The sequence below is a fragment of the Methanospirillum hungatei genome (genome assembly GCF_020216685.1).
GTDB classification, from domain to species: domain Archaea; phylum Halobacteriota; class Methanomicrobia; order Methanomicrobiales; family Methanospirillaceae; genus Methanospirillum; species Methanospirillum hungatei_B.
Window position 1 is genome coordinate 1 of the sequence record NZ_JAIWNS010000029.1, and the last position, 16,366, is coordinate 16,366.

General features: G+C 50.4%; 22 protein-coding genes and 2 tRNA genes. All 24 read left to right on the forward strand.

The features are described from left to right. Positions 1-831 (forward strand): CBS domain-containing protein (locus LDL35_RS01630; RefSeq protein ID WP_304018829.1); only part of this gene is annotated, 831 nt, incomplete at its 5' end. 21 nt (positions 832-852) lie between these two features. Beyond that, entirely contained in the window at positions 853-1,593 is a 741-nt protein-coding gene (locus tag LDL35_RS01635) for a CBS domain-containing protein (RefSeq protein ID WP_304018831.1), read from the forward strand. Further along, positions 1,590-2,369 (forward strand): CBS domain-containing protein, encoded by a 780-nt coding sequence (locus LDL35_RS01640; RefSeq protein ID WP_304018833.1) that lies wholly within the window; start codon positions 1,590-1,592, stop codon positions 2,367-2,369. The genes LDL35_RS01635 and LDL35_RS01640 overlap by 4 nt, the downstream gene beginning before the upstream one ends. 174 nt (positions 2,370-2,543) lie before the next feature. Beyond that, entirely contained in the window at positions 2,544-3,512 is a 969-nt protein-coding gene (locus tag LDL35_RS01645; protein ID WP_304018836.1) for a deoxyhypusine synthase, read from the forward strand. A gap of 122 nt (positions 3,513-3,634) precedes the next feature. Next, a tRNA-Ser gene (locus LDL35_RS01650) sits at positions 3,635-3,718 on the forward strand. 36 nt (positions 3,719-3,754) lie between these two features. Continuing rightward, positions 3,755-4,210 (forward strand): 30S ribosomal protein S13, encoded by a 456-nt coding sequence (locus LDL35_RS01655; protein WP_011449847.1) that lies wholly within the window; start codon positions 3,755-3,757, stop codon positions 4,208-4,210. Between the two features lie 12 nt (positions 4,211-4,222). Continuing rightward, the gene (locus LDL35_RS01660) at positions 4,223-4,768 is read left to right on the forward strand and encodes a 30S ribosomal protein S4 (protein ID WP_011449846.1); all 546 of its coding nucleotides are present in this window, start codon (positions 4,223-4,225) and stop codon (positions 4,766-4,768) included. Positions 4,769-4,770: 2 nt separating this feature from the next. Further along, the gene (locus tag LDL35_RS01665) at positions 4,771-5,166 is read left to right on the forward strand and encodes a 30S ribosomal protein S11 (protein WP_011449845.1); all 396 of its coding nucleotides are present in this window, start codon (positions 4,771-4,773) and stop codon (positions 5,164-5,166) included. Beyond that, positions 5,166-5,984 carry a DNA-directed RNA polymerase subunit D gene (locus LDL35_RS01670; RefSeq protein WP_304018840.1) on the forward strand — a complete coding sequence of 273 codons (819 nt, stop codon included), beginning with the start codon at positions 5,166-5,168 and terminating at the stop codon, positions 5,982-5,984. The genes LDL35_RS01665 and LDL35_RS01670 overlap by 1 nt, the downstream gene beginning before the upstream one ends. 6 nt (positions 5,985-5,990) lie before the next feature. Beyond that, positions 5,991-6,356 carry a 50S ribosomal protein L18e gene (locus LDL35_RS01675; protein ID WP_011449843.1) on the forward strand — a complete coding sequence of 122 codons (366 nt, stop codon included), beginning with the start codon at positions 5,991-5,993 and terminating at the stop codon, positions 6,354-6,356. 9 nt (positions 6,357-6,365) lie between these two features. Next, positions 6,366-6,788: a 50S ribosomal protein L13 gene (locus LDL35_RS01680; protein WP_011449842.1), complete on the forward strand. Its 423-nt coding sequence runs from the start codon at positions 6,366-6,368 to the stop codon at positions 6,786-6,788. Between the two features lie 11 nt (positions 6,789-6,799). Next, complete coding sequence (locus tag LDL35_RS01685; protein WP_304018864.1) at positions 6,800-7,201, forward strand: 30S ribosomal protein S9; 402 nt, start codon at positions 6,800-6,802, stop codon at positions 7,199-7,201. A gap of 40 nt (positions 7,202-7,241) precedes the next feature. Next, positions 7,242-7,430 carry a DNA-directed RNA polymerase subunit N gene (locus LDL35_RS01690; RefSeq protein ID WP_214420208.1) on the forward strand — a complete coding sequence of 63 codons (189 nt, stop codon included), beginning with the start codon at positions 7,242-7,244 and terminating at the stop codon, positions 7,428-7,430. Then, positions 7,431-7,505: transfer RNA gene (locus LDL35_RS01695), tRNA-Pro, on the forward strand. It begins immediately after the preceding gene. 33 nt (positions 7,506-7,538) lie between these two features. After that, positions 7,539-7,706: a DNA-directed RNA polymerase subunit K gene (locus LDL35_RS01700; RefSeq protein ID WP_011449839.1), complete on the forward strand. Its 168-nt coding sequence runs from the start codon at positions 7,539-7,541 to the stop codon at positions 7,704-7,706. Positions 7,707-7,714: 8 nt separating this feature from the next. Further along, positions 7,715-8,923, forward strand: a complete 1,209-nt coding sequence (eno, locus tag LDL35_RS01705; RefSeq protein ID WP_304018845.1) for a phosphopyruvate hydratase — start codon at positions 7,715-7,717, stop codon at positions 8,921-8,923. Beyond that, positions 8,910-9,518 (forward strand): 30S ribosomal protein S2, encoded by a 609-nt coding sequence (gene rpsB / locus LDL35_RS01710; protein ID WP_304018847.1) that lies wholly within the window; start codon positions 8,910-8,912, stop codon positions 9,516-9,518. Before eno ends, rpsB begins: the two co-directional genes overlap by 14 nt. Positions 9,519-9,583: 65 nt before the next feature. Further along, positions 9,584-10,378, forward strand: a complete 795-nt coding sequence (gene amrB / locus LDL35_RS01715; protein WP_304018849.1) for an AmmeMemoRadiSam system protein B — start codon at positions 9,584-9,586, stop codon at positions 10,376-10,378. Beyond that, positions 10,378-11,247 carry a mevalonate kinase gene (gene mvk / locus LDL35_RS01720; protein ID WP_304018851.1) on the forward strand — a complete coding sequence of 290 codons (870 nt, stop codon included), beginning with the start codon at positions 10,378-10,380 and terminating at the stop codon, positions 11,245-11,247. Before amrB ends, mvk begins: the two co-directional genes overlap by 1 nt. After that, positions 11,240-12,010, forward strand: a complete 771-nt coding sequence (locus tag LDL35_RS01725; protein ID WP_304018853.1) for an isopentenyl phosphate kinase — start codon at positions 11,240-11,242, stop codon at positions 12,008-12,010. The genes mvk and LDL35_RS01725 overlap by 8 nt, the downstream gene beginning before the upstream one ends. Beyond that, a complete protein-coding gene (gene fni / locus LDL35_RS01730; protein ID WP_304018855.1) occupies positions 12,007-13,098 on the forward strand; it encodes a type 2 isopentenyl-diphosphate Delta-isomerase in 1,092 nt (363 codons plus the stop codon). Before LDL35_RS01725 ends, fni begins: the two co-directional genes overlap by 4 nt. After that, positions 13,088-14,425 (forward strand): RNase J family beta-CASP ribonuclease, encoded by a 1,338-nt coding sequence (locus LDL35_RS01735; RefSeq protein ID WP_304018858.1) that lies wholly within the window; start codon positions 13,088-13,090, stop codon positions 14,423-14,425. Before fni ends, LDL35_RS01735 begins: the two co-directional genes overlap by 11 nt. Positions 14,426-14,439: 14 nt before the next feature. Further along, the gene (locus LDL35_RS01740; RefSeq protein ID WP_304018860.1) at positions 14,440-15,402 is read left to right on the forward strand and encodes a polyprenyl synthetase family protein; all 963 of its coding nucleotides are present in this window, start codon (positions 14,440-14,442) and stop codon (positions 15,400-15,402) included. After that, a partial coding sequence (locus LDL35_RS01745; RefSeq protein ID WP_304018862.1) for a glutamate--tRNA ligase family protein occupies positions 15,402-16,366 on the forward strand: 965 nt, incomplete at its 3' end. The genes LDL35_RS01740 and LDL35_RS01745, both read left to right, overlap by 1 nt.

Genomic DNA, 16,366 nt, shown 5'->3' on the forward strand with positions numbered 1-16,366 from the left:
GCTACCTCGAAAGTGATCTCAGCCCCGCCTACCATGCGGATCTTTGGAGCAATTGAAACCCTTACCCAATGGGGATTTCGCAGACTGCCCATAGTAGACCCGGGGACTCATCGGCTGAAAGGAATTATTACTGCACGGGATGTCATTGATTTTCTTGGCGGCGGTGAGCTCTTCAATCTCATCAATGTCAAGCATGATGGGAATTTCCTCGCAGCAATCAACGAAAGTGTCAGCAAGATCATGAAGACTGATGTCAGGACCCTCAAGCCTGATGCAACGCTGAATGAAGCGCTTGAAATCATTCTTCGTGATCGTATCGGAGGCATTCCGATTGTTGATGAGGACGGGGTGCTCAATGGCATTGTCACCGAGCGGGACGTGCTGAAGATCCTGTGCCGGTCACATGCCGCAACGCCGGTCGAGAGTGTTATGACCCGCTCACTTCTGGTTCAGCAGCCGGACTGTCCGCTCTCGACTGTTACCAAGGTAATGACAGAACACCAGTTCAGACGTCTGCCCATTGTGAAAAATGATGTGTTATTCGGGATAATCACCGCAACCGACATCGTGCGGTACATCGGGACCGGACGGGTTTTTGAAAAACTGGTCACCGGGGATGTGGCAGAGGTCATGAACATCCCGGTCCGGGATCTCTTAAGCGGAAACCTGTTCACAACCGATCCTGATGCAACCGTGACCGATGCAGCACGGGCCATGATGGCAAAGAAGGTCGGTGCTCTGCCGGTGATAGATCAGAGCAGACTGGTGGGTCTGGTCACAGAGTTTGATCTGGTCAGGGCGTTCTCACCGGCGAATAGTGACAGGAGATAAGTGATGCTGGTTTCAGATCTGATGTCTACACCGGTACATGCCGCAAAGCCGGGAGATACCGTCTCACATGCACGAAACCTGATGCTCAGGCATAAGATATCCAGGGTTCTTGTCGTTGATGATGGTCGCGCACAAGGAATCATTACAAAGAAGGATATCGGGTTTCGTCTGCGGAAGAATGATCCGGACTGGCGGCATCGGAAGATGGATAGTGCCGCCTTAAGTCAGGTGATGAGTACTGACCTCGTGAGTTTATCCCCAGACAGCAGCATTCGTGATGCGCTCCTGCTCCTGGTCAGTCATGATATCTCGGGAGCTCCGGTTATTGATCAGGGGATGGTTCTGGGCATTCTGACCAGGACTGACATTTTGCGCTCACAATTGGTGGCACAACTGGATATTCCGGTCCATGAGATAATGCATGAACCAGCAATGGTCACCCCGGAGCACTCCCCGGTGCATGTGGTTGACCTCATGAAAAAAGGAGCAGGGGCAGTAATCGTTGTTGATGATGGAGGAGCTGTCGGGATTATTACCGAAAGTGATCTTGCCTTTTATGTAGATAACCCTGAAAATGCGGGGTCTGGTACCGCAGCAGGGATGATGAGGCCGACAATCCCGTCTCTTCCTGAGACAGCGAGAACCAGAGAAGCCGTGGCGGTCATGTTAGAGACTGCCTGTCAGAGTGTGATAATCTCTGGCGGGAACGGCATAAAAGGAATAATTACCAGAGATGACATAATACGGGAAGTGGTTCAATGACCAATACCATACTTGTACGAGACGTGATGGCAAAACCGGTTACGGTAGCAAAGTCTGCTCCGGTCACCGATGCCCTGGATAAAATGCTTGATACCGGACTTGATCCCCTCGTGGTACTTCACCACGATGAAGTGGTCGGGACTGTATCCCGTCAGAAGATAGTTGAAAAACTTGGTGCCAGACACAGCTCTGAAGTCGCACCAACCGCGATCCACGTCTCCAATACCATTGACACCGAATTTACCATTGTATATGAGGACCAGGAGATCGATGTCCTGATCCCGCTTCTTCAGAACCAGGCAAAACTGGCTGTTGTATACAATGAAGACAACAAGATTGTCGGACAGGTGGCATATGGAGACTTACTCGCTAAGATGGTTCCAGAAGGGGACCTCTCCTCGGTCACTGAGCCTCACCATGTAATAGAGGCCGGAGAACGGATGGTTCATCTGCGCCGGAAGATGGTTGATGAGAAGATTGCCAGATATGTTGTCATGGCTGACAACAAGATCGCAGGACTGGTCTCTGAGACCGATGTTGCAGTTGCTCTTACCAAATTCCGTGAAGCAGTTGATGACCGGCACCAGGAACATCAGATACGCAATATTCTGGTCAGGGATATTATGAGTTCTCCGGTAATGACTGTTGAAAAGAGTGCAACGATCCCGGAGGTTGTGTCAAAGATGCTTTCAAAGAACATCAGCAGCCTTCCTGTCACAGATAATGGGAAAGTAATCGGAATCGTTACCCGTCAATCCCTTATCAGGGCGTTATAGTGCTTTGTCTGACGTCTTGGAATGGTCGAGATGAAAAGAAGATTAATCCAAGGCGTGCATACAAAACGCACTTCATAGTAATAAGCAAACTCTCGGACTAATCTCTGAAAGTCTGCATTATTCTATATAATTTTTTTCGATATTTCCAAATACCTGCAGAGCGAATCCGCTGGTATGAATCTTCACCCCATGCAGCCGGTAAAACCTGATGCCCGGGTTGATTCTCTCCTGAAACAGATGAGTATGACCGGGTTTCAGGGGCGGAAACTTGGTGAATCGGTTGCGGTATGGAGTCAGATGATAGAGGATCCTGATGTTACCATATTTGCCGGACTGTCTGGTGCCATGGTCCCTGCAGGTATGCAGGAATGCCTGATAGCGCTGCTTGAAAACCGGTTTATTGATGTGCTGGTCTCCACCGGAGCAAATATCTTCCACGATATCTGTGAGCATGCAGGGATCAGGCATTATCTCGGGCATCATATGGTGGATGACCAGGACCTTTTCAGACAGGGTATTGATCGGATTTATGATGTTTTTGCATATGAGGATCAGTTCAGGGGCGTTGATGCAAAAATTGCAGAATTTGCAGAGGGACTTGTGGGGTTTTCTGGCTCATCTGCAGATTTTATCCGACAGCTTGGGGTATGGCTTACACAGAAGTACCCATCCGGAAGATCACTTACTGCCACGGCAGCCCGTCTGAATATCCCCATATTCATCCCTGCCCTGTGTGACTCGTCTATTGGCATTGCTCTTGTCATGGCACGAAGAGGAGGTCATCAGGTCATGATAGACCAGCTGGCTGACACAGATCAGCTGACCGGATATGTTGAAAAGGCACAGAAGACGGGTGTCATCTATGTCGGCGGGGGGGTTCCGAAAAACTTCATCCAGCAGACACAGGTTATTGCGTCCATTCATGATCATGGGTGCGGGGGACATGATTATGCGATCCAGTATACAACAGATACGCCACATTATGGAGGACTTTCCGGCTGTACCTTTGAAGAGGCGGTATCATGGGGAAAAGAGTCATGTACCTGCAGGAAAGTTCAGTGCTTTTGTGATGCAACCATAGCCCTTCCGCTTGTTATATCAGCCCTTCTTGCCGCAGGGATCCGCCGGTCTGGACATTCATGATTCTATGGCAATGAGAGTCAGATATCATAACCCTTATATCTCATTCCCATCCACATTAGTAAGCACAATTCCTGTAGCAGCAGAGATTCTGTTGCGAGTGTCGATATGATGCGATTTTGCATGTTGAGGTAGCCAAGCCAGGTATGGCGCAGGGTTGCTAACCCTGTGTCCCTTGGGACTCGGGGGTTCAAATCCCTCCCTCAACGCTGACACGCAGGCAATTCCCTGAAGTGAGGCATTGCATGGCTCAGGATGACCAGGAGATAAACTACTTTGTCAGGGTTCATAATACCGACCTTGACGGGACGAAGCCCGTTCTTATTTCCCTGACCGGTATCAAAGGGGTCGGACGACATACTGCCAAGTTCATTGCTGAAACTGCAGGTGTTGAAAAGAACGTATTGATGGGTAAACTTGATGAAGCATCTGTTGACCGGATCCGTGAAGTCGTCAGTAACTATGCCGACCGGATTCCAGTCTGGATGAGTAACCGCCCCAAGGACGTCTATACCGGTGTCAAGCGTCATCTGCTCGGAGCAGATGTCACGATGACCGTTGATGATGACATCAACCTGCTCAAGAAGATCCGTGCATACCGCGGTATCAGACATGAGACCGGCCAGAAAGTCCGTGGTCAGCGTACCAAGTCTACCGGAAGAACCGGCCTTATCGTCGGTGTGAAGAGAAAGAAAGCCTAGGCGGGATGAAACATGGGCTATCCAGGTAAAAATCACAAACAGTACCAGACACCCAAGCGTCCGTTCGAACTCTCCCGTATTGAGGAAGAGACCCGCCTTGTTATTGAGTATGGTCTCAGAAACAAGCGGGAAGTCTGGATTGCCAAGGGTGCACTCCGGAAGTACCGCAAAGCAGCTCGTGAGATCATTGCTCTGCAGTCTACCGGTTCAGAACAGGCACGTGTTGAACGGAAGAAGGATGAACTGATCGGCTCTCTGCAGCGTTCCGGAATGCTTTCAGAGAATGCAGATATTGATGATGTGCTTGCACTCAAAGTGGAGCAGCAGCTTGACCGGAGACTTCAGACTCAGGTCTACCGGCGTGGATTTGCACGTTCACCAAAGCAGGCACGCCAGTTCATTACTCATGGACATATTGCAATAGGCGGACGCCGTGTTACCATTCCGGGATACACGGTAAGCGCAAAGGAACAAGAAGAGATCTCATACGCTGGGTCTTCACCACTGGTCAGTGATATTCACTCAGAACGCCAGCGGATTGCAAAGGTTGGGAGATAATCATGAGTGAAGGGAAGGAAAAATGGGGCGTTGCTCATATCTACGCATCATTTAATAATACCATCATCACGGTAACAGATCTGACCGGTGCTGAGACCATTACCAAGAGTTCAGGTGGTATGGTCGTCAAGCAGGACCGGAACGAGAGTTCTCCATATGCAGCAATGCAGATGGCCGGTAATGTTGCCCAGGCAGCACGAGAAAAAGGAATTGTTGGTCTTCATGTGAAGGTCCGTGCCCCGGGTCGTGGAAAACAGCGTTCTCCCGGACCAGGTGCCCAGGCAGCAATTCGTGCACTTGCCCGTGCAGGGATGCGTATCGGACTTATCGAAGATGTAACTCCGGTACCACACGACTCAATCAGGCCAAAAGGCGGGAGAAGGGGTCGTAGAGTCTGATGAAGATCGAATTCAGCAGTCTTGAAGAGAAAGCTGCGTCGTTTGTTCTCAGTGATGCCCCAATCGCGTTTGCAAATGCACTCCGCCGTGCAATGGTCAGCGAAGTTATGACCTTTGCAATTGAGGACGTCAAGATTTACGACAATACCAGTGCTCTCTTCGACGAAATTCTGACTCACCGGCTGGGTCTCATCCCGCTGGTCACTGATCCTGACAGTTTTGTCCCCCGCAGCCAGTGTTCCTGTAATGGGGCCGGCTGTCCACGATGCACGGTCACGCTCACCATGAGTGTTGAAGGTCCGGGTGTTGTGATGTCAGGTGATCTTATCTCTCAGGATGCAGTGGTAAGACCGGCAGAAGACAATATTCCCATCGTAAAACTTGAGAAGAACCAGAAGGTTGTGATCGAGGCACAAGCATACATGGAGCGGGGAATGGAACATGCAAAATGGTCCCCGACGACGGTATGCGGTTACAAGAACTATCCCATCATCACCCACGACGAGCGGTGTGACGGGTGTGGTCTGTGTGTTGAAGTCTGCCCAAAGGAGATTCTGGAAGTGAAGGGTTCTGCTGTCGGGGTAAAGGATGGTGGTCTTGCATCATGTTCACTGTGCCGGCTGTGTGAGCAGGCATGTCTGAACAGCGGTATCGGGGATGAACCGGCTATTCATATCGGAATGGATGACCGGAGATTCCTCTTCACCGTCGAGAGTGCCGGAGCATTACCAACGGTCAGAATTATCAAGCATGGACTGCTGTTTCTGAAAAAACAGTCAGATGAATTACACGAGGCTTTAAGTGAAATTAGAGGGTAACGGAGCATGACCAGAAGGAATGATAAGTCCAATCCGCGCCTTGCCGAACTCATCAGACTCCTGAAGCAGACGTCGCGTGAGAACGAAGTTGAGATCTGGAGCGATATCGCATCCAGGCTTGAGAAGTCGCGGAAAAACTACGCGGAAGTAAACGTCAGCAAGATTAACCGGTATGCACAGGAAGGGGAGACCCTGATTGTTCCGGGTAAGGTGCTTGGGAGCGGAGTTGTAGAGGCAGGCGTGACAGTTGCTGCACTGAGCTTTTCAGATGCTGCAGTAAGCAAGATCACTGAGGCAAAGGGGCAGTGCATCAGCATTGAACAGTTGCTCTCCCAGAACCCGAAGGGAAGCAGGACAAGGATACTGAGGTAGGTAGATATCATGGTAGTAGTAATTGACGGTGATGGCCTGCTTCTCGGAAGACTTGCCAGCAATGTTGCAAAGCGTGCCCTTGCAGGTGAAGAGATAGCAGTGGTTAATGCTGAAAAGGCAGTGATATCAGGAAACCGTGCACGGGTTCTTGGCAACTACAAGCAGAAACGCCAGCGCGGTTCTCGCGAGGGTGGTCCGTTCTTCCCCCGAAGACCGGATCACATTCTGAAACGTACCATTCGTGGTATGATTCCCTATAAGCGTGAGCGGGGAATTGAGGCCATGAAGCGGATCAGAATCTATGTCGGTGTCCCGGATGAGTTATCCGGACAGCCATTTGAAACGATTGAGGATGCAAGCAAGAAGCGGCTGGGTAACCCGTCACACGTGACACTTGGTGCAGTCAGCACGTTCCTTGGAGCAAAATACTGATCAGGTGACCTCTGATGAGAATAATCAATACCAGTGGAAAGAGAAAAACCGCGGTTGCACGGGCAACATTCCGGCCTGGTAAAGGGGTAGTTCGTATCAACTCCCTGCTGCTTGATGTGTTCTCCACCGAGCTTGCCAGAATGAAGATATCCGAACCACTCCAGCTGCTTCCGGGTGTGCTGGATGGAGTGGATGTCTCCATCAAGGTGGCCGGCGGAGGTATCATGGGGCAGGCAGAAGCTGCACGCACAGCCCTTGCCAGGGGAATTGTCAAGTGGCACAATGATCCCCGTATGAAAGACGTATATCACGTGTATGATCGCAGTCTGCTCGTGAATGACTCACGTCAGAAAGAAGCAAAGAAGCCACATGGTCGTGGGGCACGGAAGAAATTCCAGAAGTCATACCGGTGAGCTTTATTAGTATGAACTATAACATTAGTGGAGCAACCAGATGATACCGGTTCGCTGTTTCACCTGCGGAAAGGTAATCTCCACTGCATACGAGGAATATAAACGCCGTCGGGATGCGAGCGAGGATCCAAAAAGGATCCTCGACGATCTCGGAATGGATCGGTATTGTTGCCGGCGTATGTTACTCACGCACAAGGAGATTATTGACGAGCTTAACCCATACCAATGAGGGGTCGTAGGGTAGCCTGGACCATCCTAGGGCGTTCGGGACGCTCTGACCTGAGTTCGAATCTCAGCGACCCCATTCTTGTGCCAACGGATTTTTGAGGAGTTACGCATGCAAACTTATACTCGCTATGAGAAGGCGCGGATTGTCGGCGCCCGGGCACTTCAGATATCTATGGGTGCCCCGATCCTCATTGCCACCTCAAGTATTGATCCACTTGAGATAGCGATGGAGGAATTCGACCGTGAGGTTATTCCGATAACAGTGAAACGGAGATAGGTATTCGGATGACCATCACGCGCGCAATAACTCTGCGAACCATCCTCGATTCCAGAGGAAGAAAGACGGTTGAAGCTGAGGTCAGGACTGAACACGGATTTGGGAGAGCGGCAGCGCCGGGTGGTGCAAGTACCGGCATACACGAAGCTGCAGTACGGGATCCGGCTCTTGCTATACCTGATGCACAAGGACAGGTAATTCCCCATCTTATCGGCATCGATTCGTCAGATCAGATTGGTGTTGATTCCCTGCTCCATGAGATTGACGGGACTGATAATTTCTCCGGAATCGGAGCAAATGTCGCAGTTGCCCTCTCTCTTGCCATGGCAAAAGCAGCAGCAGACGCAACAAATATTCCGCTCTGGCAGCATATTGGCGGAGTATTTGTGGACTCTGCCCCGCGTCCGCTTGGCAATATCATCGGCGGGGGTGCTCATGCATCCCATGCCACACAGTTTCAGGAATTTCTTGTCGTCCCAACCGGCTGTGAGCGTGTTCGTGATGGTATCTTCGCAAATGCGCAGGTTCATAAAACTGTATATGATCTGCTGAAAAAACGTGGAATACGCGCAGGAAAAGGGGATGAAGGGGCATGGGCTCCCCCGATCTCTGATCCTGAAGCGTTCAGGATTCTGGCTGAGGCGATATCCCAGGTTTCTGATGAAACAGGATTTGAGATAAGTCCGGGGATTGATGCAGCAGCCAGTCAGCTCTATGATCCTGAATCCGGAATGTACCGGTACCGGGACGGGACCGTCAGATCACCAGAAGATCAGGTTACCTATATTGCAGACCTGATCGATGAATTTGATCTGATCTATGTGGAGGATCCCCTGTATGAGGAAGATTACGAAGGATTTGCTGCCCTGAACAGGGAGGCAGGAAACCGGTGTCTTATCTGCGGGGATGACCTCTTTGTAACAAACACAAAACGCATCCAGGAAGGTATCTCTCATGGGAGTGCCAATTGTGTGCTTATCAAGCCAAATCAGATCGGGACTCTGACTGATACCCATGAAGCGATAACCCTTGCAAAGCGTCATGGAATGGAGACAGTCATAAGTCACCGGTCTGGTGAGACTGAAGACACAACCATTGCTCATCTTGGATGCGCATTTCAGTGTATATTCATAAAAACGGGGGTTGTCGGCGGGGAGCGGACAGCCAAATTAAACGAACTCATACGGATTGAGGAGAGTATCTATGAACGGAAATGAAATGGAGATTGAACTGAACGAGCCTCTTGTTTCAGTTGAAGAGTATCTTGCAGCAGGTGTCCACATCGGAACCCAGCAGAAGAGCAGCGACATGAAGAACTTCATCTACCGCGTCCGCGGGGATGGATTATACATTCTGGATATCCGGGAGACCGACGAGCGGATTAAACTTGCCGCAAAGTTCCTTTCCCAGTATGATCCGGCAAAGATACTGGTAGTCACTTCACGTCAGTACGGCCAGTATCCTGCACGCCGGTTTGCAGATTCCATCGGTGCAACCCCGATCATCGGCAGATATATTCCTGGAACTCTGACAAACCCGCTGCTTCCACGCTATGCAGAACCTGATGTTGTCGTCGTAACTGACCCGGTCAGTGACCTGCAGGTCATCAAGGAAGCCATTCAGGTCAGCATTCCGGTGGTAGCCCTTTGTGATACCAACAATATGACAAGTCTGGTGGATGTCGTCGTCCCGACCAATAACAAGGGGCGCAAAGCACTCTCCATGATTTACTTCCTCCTGACTAAGGAGTTCCTCCGTCATAAGGGATACAATACCTCCCTGACCCCTGAAGACTTCGAAACCGAGATGTGATATCCTCGTCAAGGGATCATCAGGAACCGATATCCTGAAACGTAACCGGGATCAATCCCTCGTCCATGAAGAGCAGGGCCAGTACCGTCGCCGGGATGTTCTATCCTGGTGACCCCGGACGTCTCAGACAACTCCTGTCTGAACTCTTTCGAAATGTGACATCTTCCGGCGATGCAGCGGGGGTGGTATCCCCTCATGCCGGATATGTATACTCCGGAAAAACTGCAGCGAAGGCATTTGCTGCATTTGATGAGAAGTTTGACGGAACATTTCTGGTCATAGGTCCCAGTCACCGGGGTTTTCCCACCTGTATATCGCAGGTTCCCTGGGAGACCCCGCTCGGGATGCTGGAACCGGATACAGAACTTGGATCCTGTATTCATCTCCCGGTTGATGAACGGGCGATGAGTTATGGCTCTGAGAACTCCCTGGAAGTGCAGATGCCGTTTATCCAGTACAGGTTTCCACGGTCCAGAATTGTTCCGCTCATGATGGGTCATCAGACCTTACAGGAAGTTCATCGGATATCGTCAATAATCATCACCGCTCTGGAAAAATATCAAAAACCGGTAAAAATTGTGGCATCAAGTGACTTCTCTCATTATGTCTCTGCCGAAAAGGCATACCGCGATGATCACTATGCGATAGAGGCACTTTTACAGATGGATGTCCCTGAGTTTTTTTCCAGAATACAGTCGCATAATATCACTGCCTGCGGATATGGTCCCATAGGATGCATGATGGAAGTACTCAGGACCCGGGGGAAGACCCGGTGCGATCTGCTCGAATATACCACTTCAGGAGAGACAAGTGGTGATTATGACCAGGTCGTAGGCTATGCGGCATTGGCGGTGCGATAGTGGCAACCTGGAGTGCACCCGGAAAAGTGTTCTTATTCGGAGAACATGCTGTTCTCTATGAGAAACCTGGGATAGCACTTGCAATAAGACCACGGGTATATGTCACTGTCAGAAAAACAAGTCATCCGCATCACGCGAAATCACCCTATATTGATCAGTGCTTTCGGGAATTTGGTGTGAAGGGAAGTGTGTATATCAATTCACAACTTCCAAGTTCTTCAGGCCTTGGTTCATCAGCTGCAGTGACGGTGGCAACACTCGCAGCAATTAATGATGAATTTGATATGGGGCGAAGTAAGGAACAGATAGCCGAACTTGCCTGGAAGATAGAGAAAAAAGTCCAGAAAGGCCGGGCAAGTGCAACTGACACGACCGTATCAACATACGGCGGTATGTTTCTCATCAAGGAAGGAACGAGGAAACGTCTGGCTCCCCAGAATTATCACCTGGTGATAGGAAACAGCCAGATCTCACATTCGACCAGCAGAATGGTTGAAAAGGTGGCAGAACTGAGATCGAAACACCCGGCAATCATCAACCCGGTTCTGGACTCGATCGAAGCGATCGTCATGGATGCCATGAAACATCTTGACGAACCGGCATACCTTGGAAAACTCATGGATATGAATAACTGTCTGCTTGAGATGCTCGGTGTGGGCCATCCCCAGCTCTCGCGGCTGGTTCTTGCGGCACGTTCAACCGGTGCATTTGGTGCAAAGATAACGGGTGCCGGAGGTGGGGGATGTATGGTCGCTCTGGCACCCAAAAATATCAGGGCCAGAATAGCAGGAGCCATTGAGGTGTTTGATGGCAGGGCAATTATCACCTGCATTGATACAGAAGGATTGAGAAAGGAGCGGGATGCCTGATCGGATCATTTTAAAACTTGGTGGGAGCGTCATCACCGATAAGGAACGGGGTGATGCAGGAGTTATTCGTGAGAATGTCCTGCAAGATATAGCACGGGCTCTGAAAGAGTATGCAGATATTCCTCTGCTTCTCATTCATGGCGCCGGGTCATGCGGGCATCCACAGGCCAGGCAGTATCATATCCAGAGTGGTGTCTCCCGAGAGAATCGGGAAGGAATTTATGAGACACATCATGCGGTATCTGCCCTGAATGAACTGGTTGTCCGCATCCTTCGTACCGAAGGAATAGAAGCGGTCAGTGTCCATCCGCTTGAAGGCATGGTCGCATCCGGAGGAGAACTCTCCGGCTACTGCCTGACCCACCTTCATCTCATGATCGATCTTGGTATCGTACCGGTTCTGCATGGTGATGTGGTCATGGATACCGAGAAAGGGGCATGTATTGTTTCCGGTGATCAACTGGTCAGGGTATTGGCACAGCAGCTGGGTATGAAACGCATCGGGCTTGCAACCGATGTACCTGGTCTTCTGGATGCTGATGGGTCAGTTGTGAGGGAACTGCGCCGGACAATGGCGCATACCATAAGGATTGGAGGCTCCGGCTCAGTAGATGTGACCGGAGGAATGCAGGGAAAAATTTCAGAACTCCTTCGTCTTGCAGATATGGGTATTGAATCTGACATATTCCATATCTCACGACTTCAGGACTTTTTAGGCGGGGCAGATCATGGAGGCACCAGGATCCTGCCGGAGGAAGCATGAACCGCAGGGAATTTACCTCCTCCCGCAAACTTGATCACCTTCGTATCTGTCTTGATGAACATATTGAATCAGGCAGCACCGGCTTTGATGATATCAGGCTGGTCCATGAAGCACTCCCCGACTGTGATATGGACCGTCTGTCACTTGAGACCCGGTTTTTAGGGCATAATCTGGGCTCTCCCTTGTTTATATCTGCCATGACCGGCGGACATCCGGAGACAAAGGATGTCAATGCGGTTCTTGGAGAGATAGCTGGTGAATTTGGCCTTGGTATCGGTGTCGGATCCCAGCGGGCTGCAATAGAAAACCCCGAGCTGGCCGATACCTTCTCTATTGTCAGAGAAAAAGCACCCGATACATTTATTGTCGGGAACCTGGGCATTGTGCAGCTCAGGGATCATGGTATTGAGTGGGCGGAACGTGCGGTTGAGATGATCGATGCTGATGCCCTTGCCATCCATCTCAACTTCCTTCAGGAAGCAATTCAACCGGAAGGAGATCATGATGCCGGCGGATGCTATGCCGCTCTTCGTGAACTCTGCAGGGACCTGAAGGTTCCGGTAATAGTAAAGGAGACCGGTTCGGGCATTTCATATGAAACCGGGATCCGGTGCTTTGGTGCAGGAGCAGCATGTGTGGATATTGGTGGATATGGGGGCTCATCATGGGCCCTTATTGAAAGCCACCGGTCGGGGAGTGTTGCCGGCAGAGAAGATCTGCACCTGAAGGGATTAGGCGAGCGGTTTGGAGAGTGGGGTCTTCCGACTGTAGTAAGCCTGTATGAAACAGCCCGGTGTGGGGGACCGGTTATAGCAAGCGGGGGGATTCGATCCGGAATAGATATCACAAAGGCACTGGTAATGGGTGCCCATCTTGCCGGAATGGCACTTCCACTCTTAAAACCCGCCTGCGAAGGCCCTGATGTATTACGGGAAACTATCCGGACCATTCACCAGGAACTCCGGATAAGTATGTTCCTTACCGGAAAAACCCGAATATCCGAGTTACCACAGGCCCGGTGGTATCTCACCGGTAAGACACGGGAAATGATAGAAAATCTTCCAGGAGGAGACAGAATTGGACATTGAGATCCTTGCAGTGGGCGGGTATAATGAGTTTGGGCGAAATATGACCGCCGTCCGCTGCGGAAAGGAGATAGTAATATTTGATATGGGGATCAGGCTTGATTCCCTGATGATGTATCCCGATATAGAGATGGAAAATACCCATTCCCTGGACCTTATCCAGATGGGTGTAATACCTGATGATACCGTGATGAACCAGCTTGAAGGGACGGTCAGGGCCGTTATCCTCTCCCATGGTCATTTGGATCATATCGGGGCAGTACCAAAACTGGTTCACCGGTACAATGCTCCTATTATCGGGACTCCATATACCATTGAGCTGGTAAAGCAGCAGATTGAGGGTGAAAAGAAGTTCGGAGTCAATAACAAACTGATTGCACTGAAATGCGGACAACGATACAATATCTCAAATACTCTGGGAATGGAATTTGTCCGGACACAGCACAGTATTATTGATACGGCAACGGTTGCCCTGTATACACCAAAAGGGGCCATCGTCTATGCTCTGGACTTTAAACTTGATCGGAATCCTGTTCTCGGGGAACCGCCGGACTTTGCCAAACTCAAAAAGATTGGGAAAGAAGGGGTGCTCTGTCTGATCACCGAGTCCACCAATGTGAACAAGAAAGGCCGGTGTCCGAGTGAGCAGATTGCCAAAAACATGGTCCGTGACGTTATCACCAGTTACGAAGATGACAAGAACGCGATAATCGTCAGCACCTTTGCATCGCATATCGCACGGGTAAAGACCATCGCTGAATGTGCACATGAGATTGGGCGTAAACCCCTGCTCCTTGGACGTTCCATGGAACGGTACTGTGTCACAGCAGAACAGATGAAGATGGTCCGGTTCCCAGACACTACGAGTGTATTCGGAAACCGCCGGGTGGTTGAACGAACACTGCGCCGGCTGATTAAATCAGGAAAGGAACAGTATGTACCGATTGTTACCGGTCACCAGGGAGAACCAGGTTCAATTCTGACAAGGATCGCCCAGAATGACACTCCGTATAAGATAGAACGGGGTGACAAGGTGATGATCAGTGCCCAGCTGATCCCGAATGATATGAATCGTGCCCAGCGGTACCGGATGTTTACCATGTTAAAATCGCAGGGTGCGAGGATATTTGATGAACTCCACGTGAGCGGTCATGCATACTGCGAGGATCATTATGAGATGGTCCATCTCTTAAATCCGCAATTTATTGTATCAGCTCATGGTGGGATTGATCTTACCTCAGAGTATCTGGGGCTTGCAACAGAACTAGGATACACCCTGAACAAGGATTTCTTCCTGATGGCAAACGGTCAGAGACAGAAACTGGCATAAGGAACAGATTACGTATGGAGCTTGAGACATACCTGAAAAAAACAGCAGACGAGGTCAATTCTCTCCTGCAGGATTGTTATGGAGATCCGAAAACTGCCCTCTCCAGGGCAGCAAATCACCTGTTATTCGCCGGAGGAAAACGTCTCCGCCCGGCATTATTCAAACTGGCAGCCGATGCCGTGCATCCGGGGTCATCACAGAAGATAATGCAAGCCGGCCTTGCCCTTGAGGTGACTCATAACTTCACTCTGATTCATGATGACATCATGGACAAGGATGTGTATCGTCGGGGTCAGAAGACCGTACATACCCTCTGGGGTGAACCTGCTGCAATACTTGCCGGAGATGTTCTCTATGCCCGTGCATTCTTCCTTATCTGTAATGCGGAAGCTCCGGAAGGTGCAAAGGTCCGGGCGATATCTCTTCTTGCACGAACCTGTGAGGAGATATGCGAAGGCCAGCAGCAGGATATGTCTTTTGAAGAACGGGAAGATGTGACCAGAGATGAGTACCTGGAGATGATCACCAAGAAGACTGGTGTGCTCTATGGTGCTGCAGCAGCTATTGGTTCCCTTCTTGCAGGCGGCTCTGATGCACAGGGTGATGCACTCTATACGTACGGGTGCAAGATCGGTGCAGCCTTCCAGATTCAGGATGATCTCATTGATCTCCTCGCCTCATCTGAAAAATCAGGAAAGGATCAGGCATCAGACATCAGAGAAGGAAAACAAACTCTGATTGCCATTACTGCACGGGAGAAGGGGATTGATCTCAAACCCTGGCGTCGCTCTCTGAGCAAAGAAGACATCGTGTCCCTCATTGCACTGCTGAATGAAAAAGGGGTGATTCACTCCGTAGAGCAGGAAGCGAATGATATGATCAGTTCTGCAATCAATGGGCTTTCTGTCCTTCCTGATACGAAAGAAAAGAAACTGCTTGCTGATCTTGCCTGGTACTTTATCAAAAGGGACTACTGATGGACGACGTGCGTTCTGTATTACTCATTGCTGCTCTCTCCAATGCAGTGAAACATAAGAGTGTGCCGGCTGCAGGGGCAGTGATGGGTGCCATTCTTGGAACCCATCCGGAACTTCGTTCAAAGGCCGGTGAGATAAAAGGATTACTGGGATCGGTTCTGGAAGAGGTTTCTTCGTTATCTGCCGAAGATCGGGAAGAGAAGCTGAAAACCATAGCTCCTGACCAGTATGCCTCCCTCTTTGAAAAGAAGGAGAAGAAGAAGACCGGTCTTCCGGATCTTCCAAAGGCTGAAAAGGGGGTTGTGATGCGGTTTGCTCCCAATCCCTCAGGGCCGCTTCATCTTGGACATGCACGGGCAGCATTTCTCAACGATGAGTACATACGGCGGTATGGCGGGAAGTATATCCTCCGGATAGAGGACACCGATCCAAAACGGGTGGATCCCGAGGCCTATGATATGGTCAGGGAGGATATCGCATGGATGGGTCTTTCCATCGCTGAAACCATCTTCCAGTCAGATCGGTTCTCAAAATATTATGAGGTCGGAAAGGAGCTCATTCAGAAAGGCCATGCTTATGTCTGCCGGTGTGACAACGAGAAGTTCAAGGATCTCAAGATGCACAAGACCGCCTGTCCCTGCCGGAGTCAGTCCCCTGAAGAAGCACTGGACCTCTTTGAACAGATGCTTGACGGGGCATTTGCCGAGGGTGAGGTTGGTGTCAGGTTAAAGACCGATCTCTCTCATCCTGACCCGGCCATGCGTGACTATCCACTGTTCCGGGTTCTTACGTCCACTCCTCACCAGCGGGTTGATGCTATCGTATACCCGCTCATGAACCTTTCCGTGGCGGTAGATGATCACCTCCTTGGGATGACCCATGTCATCAGGGGGAAGGATCATATCGCGAACACGAAAAGGCAGGAGTTCATCTTCAGATATATGGGCTGGGAGGCGCCGGTATA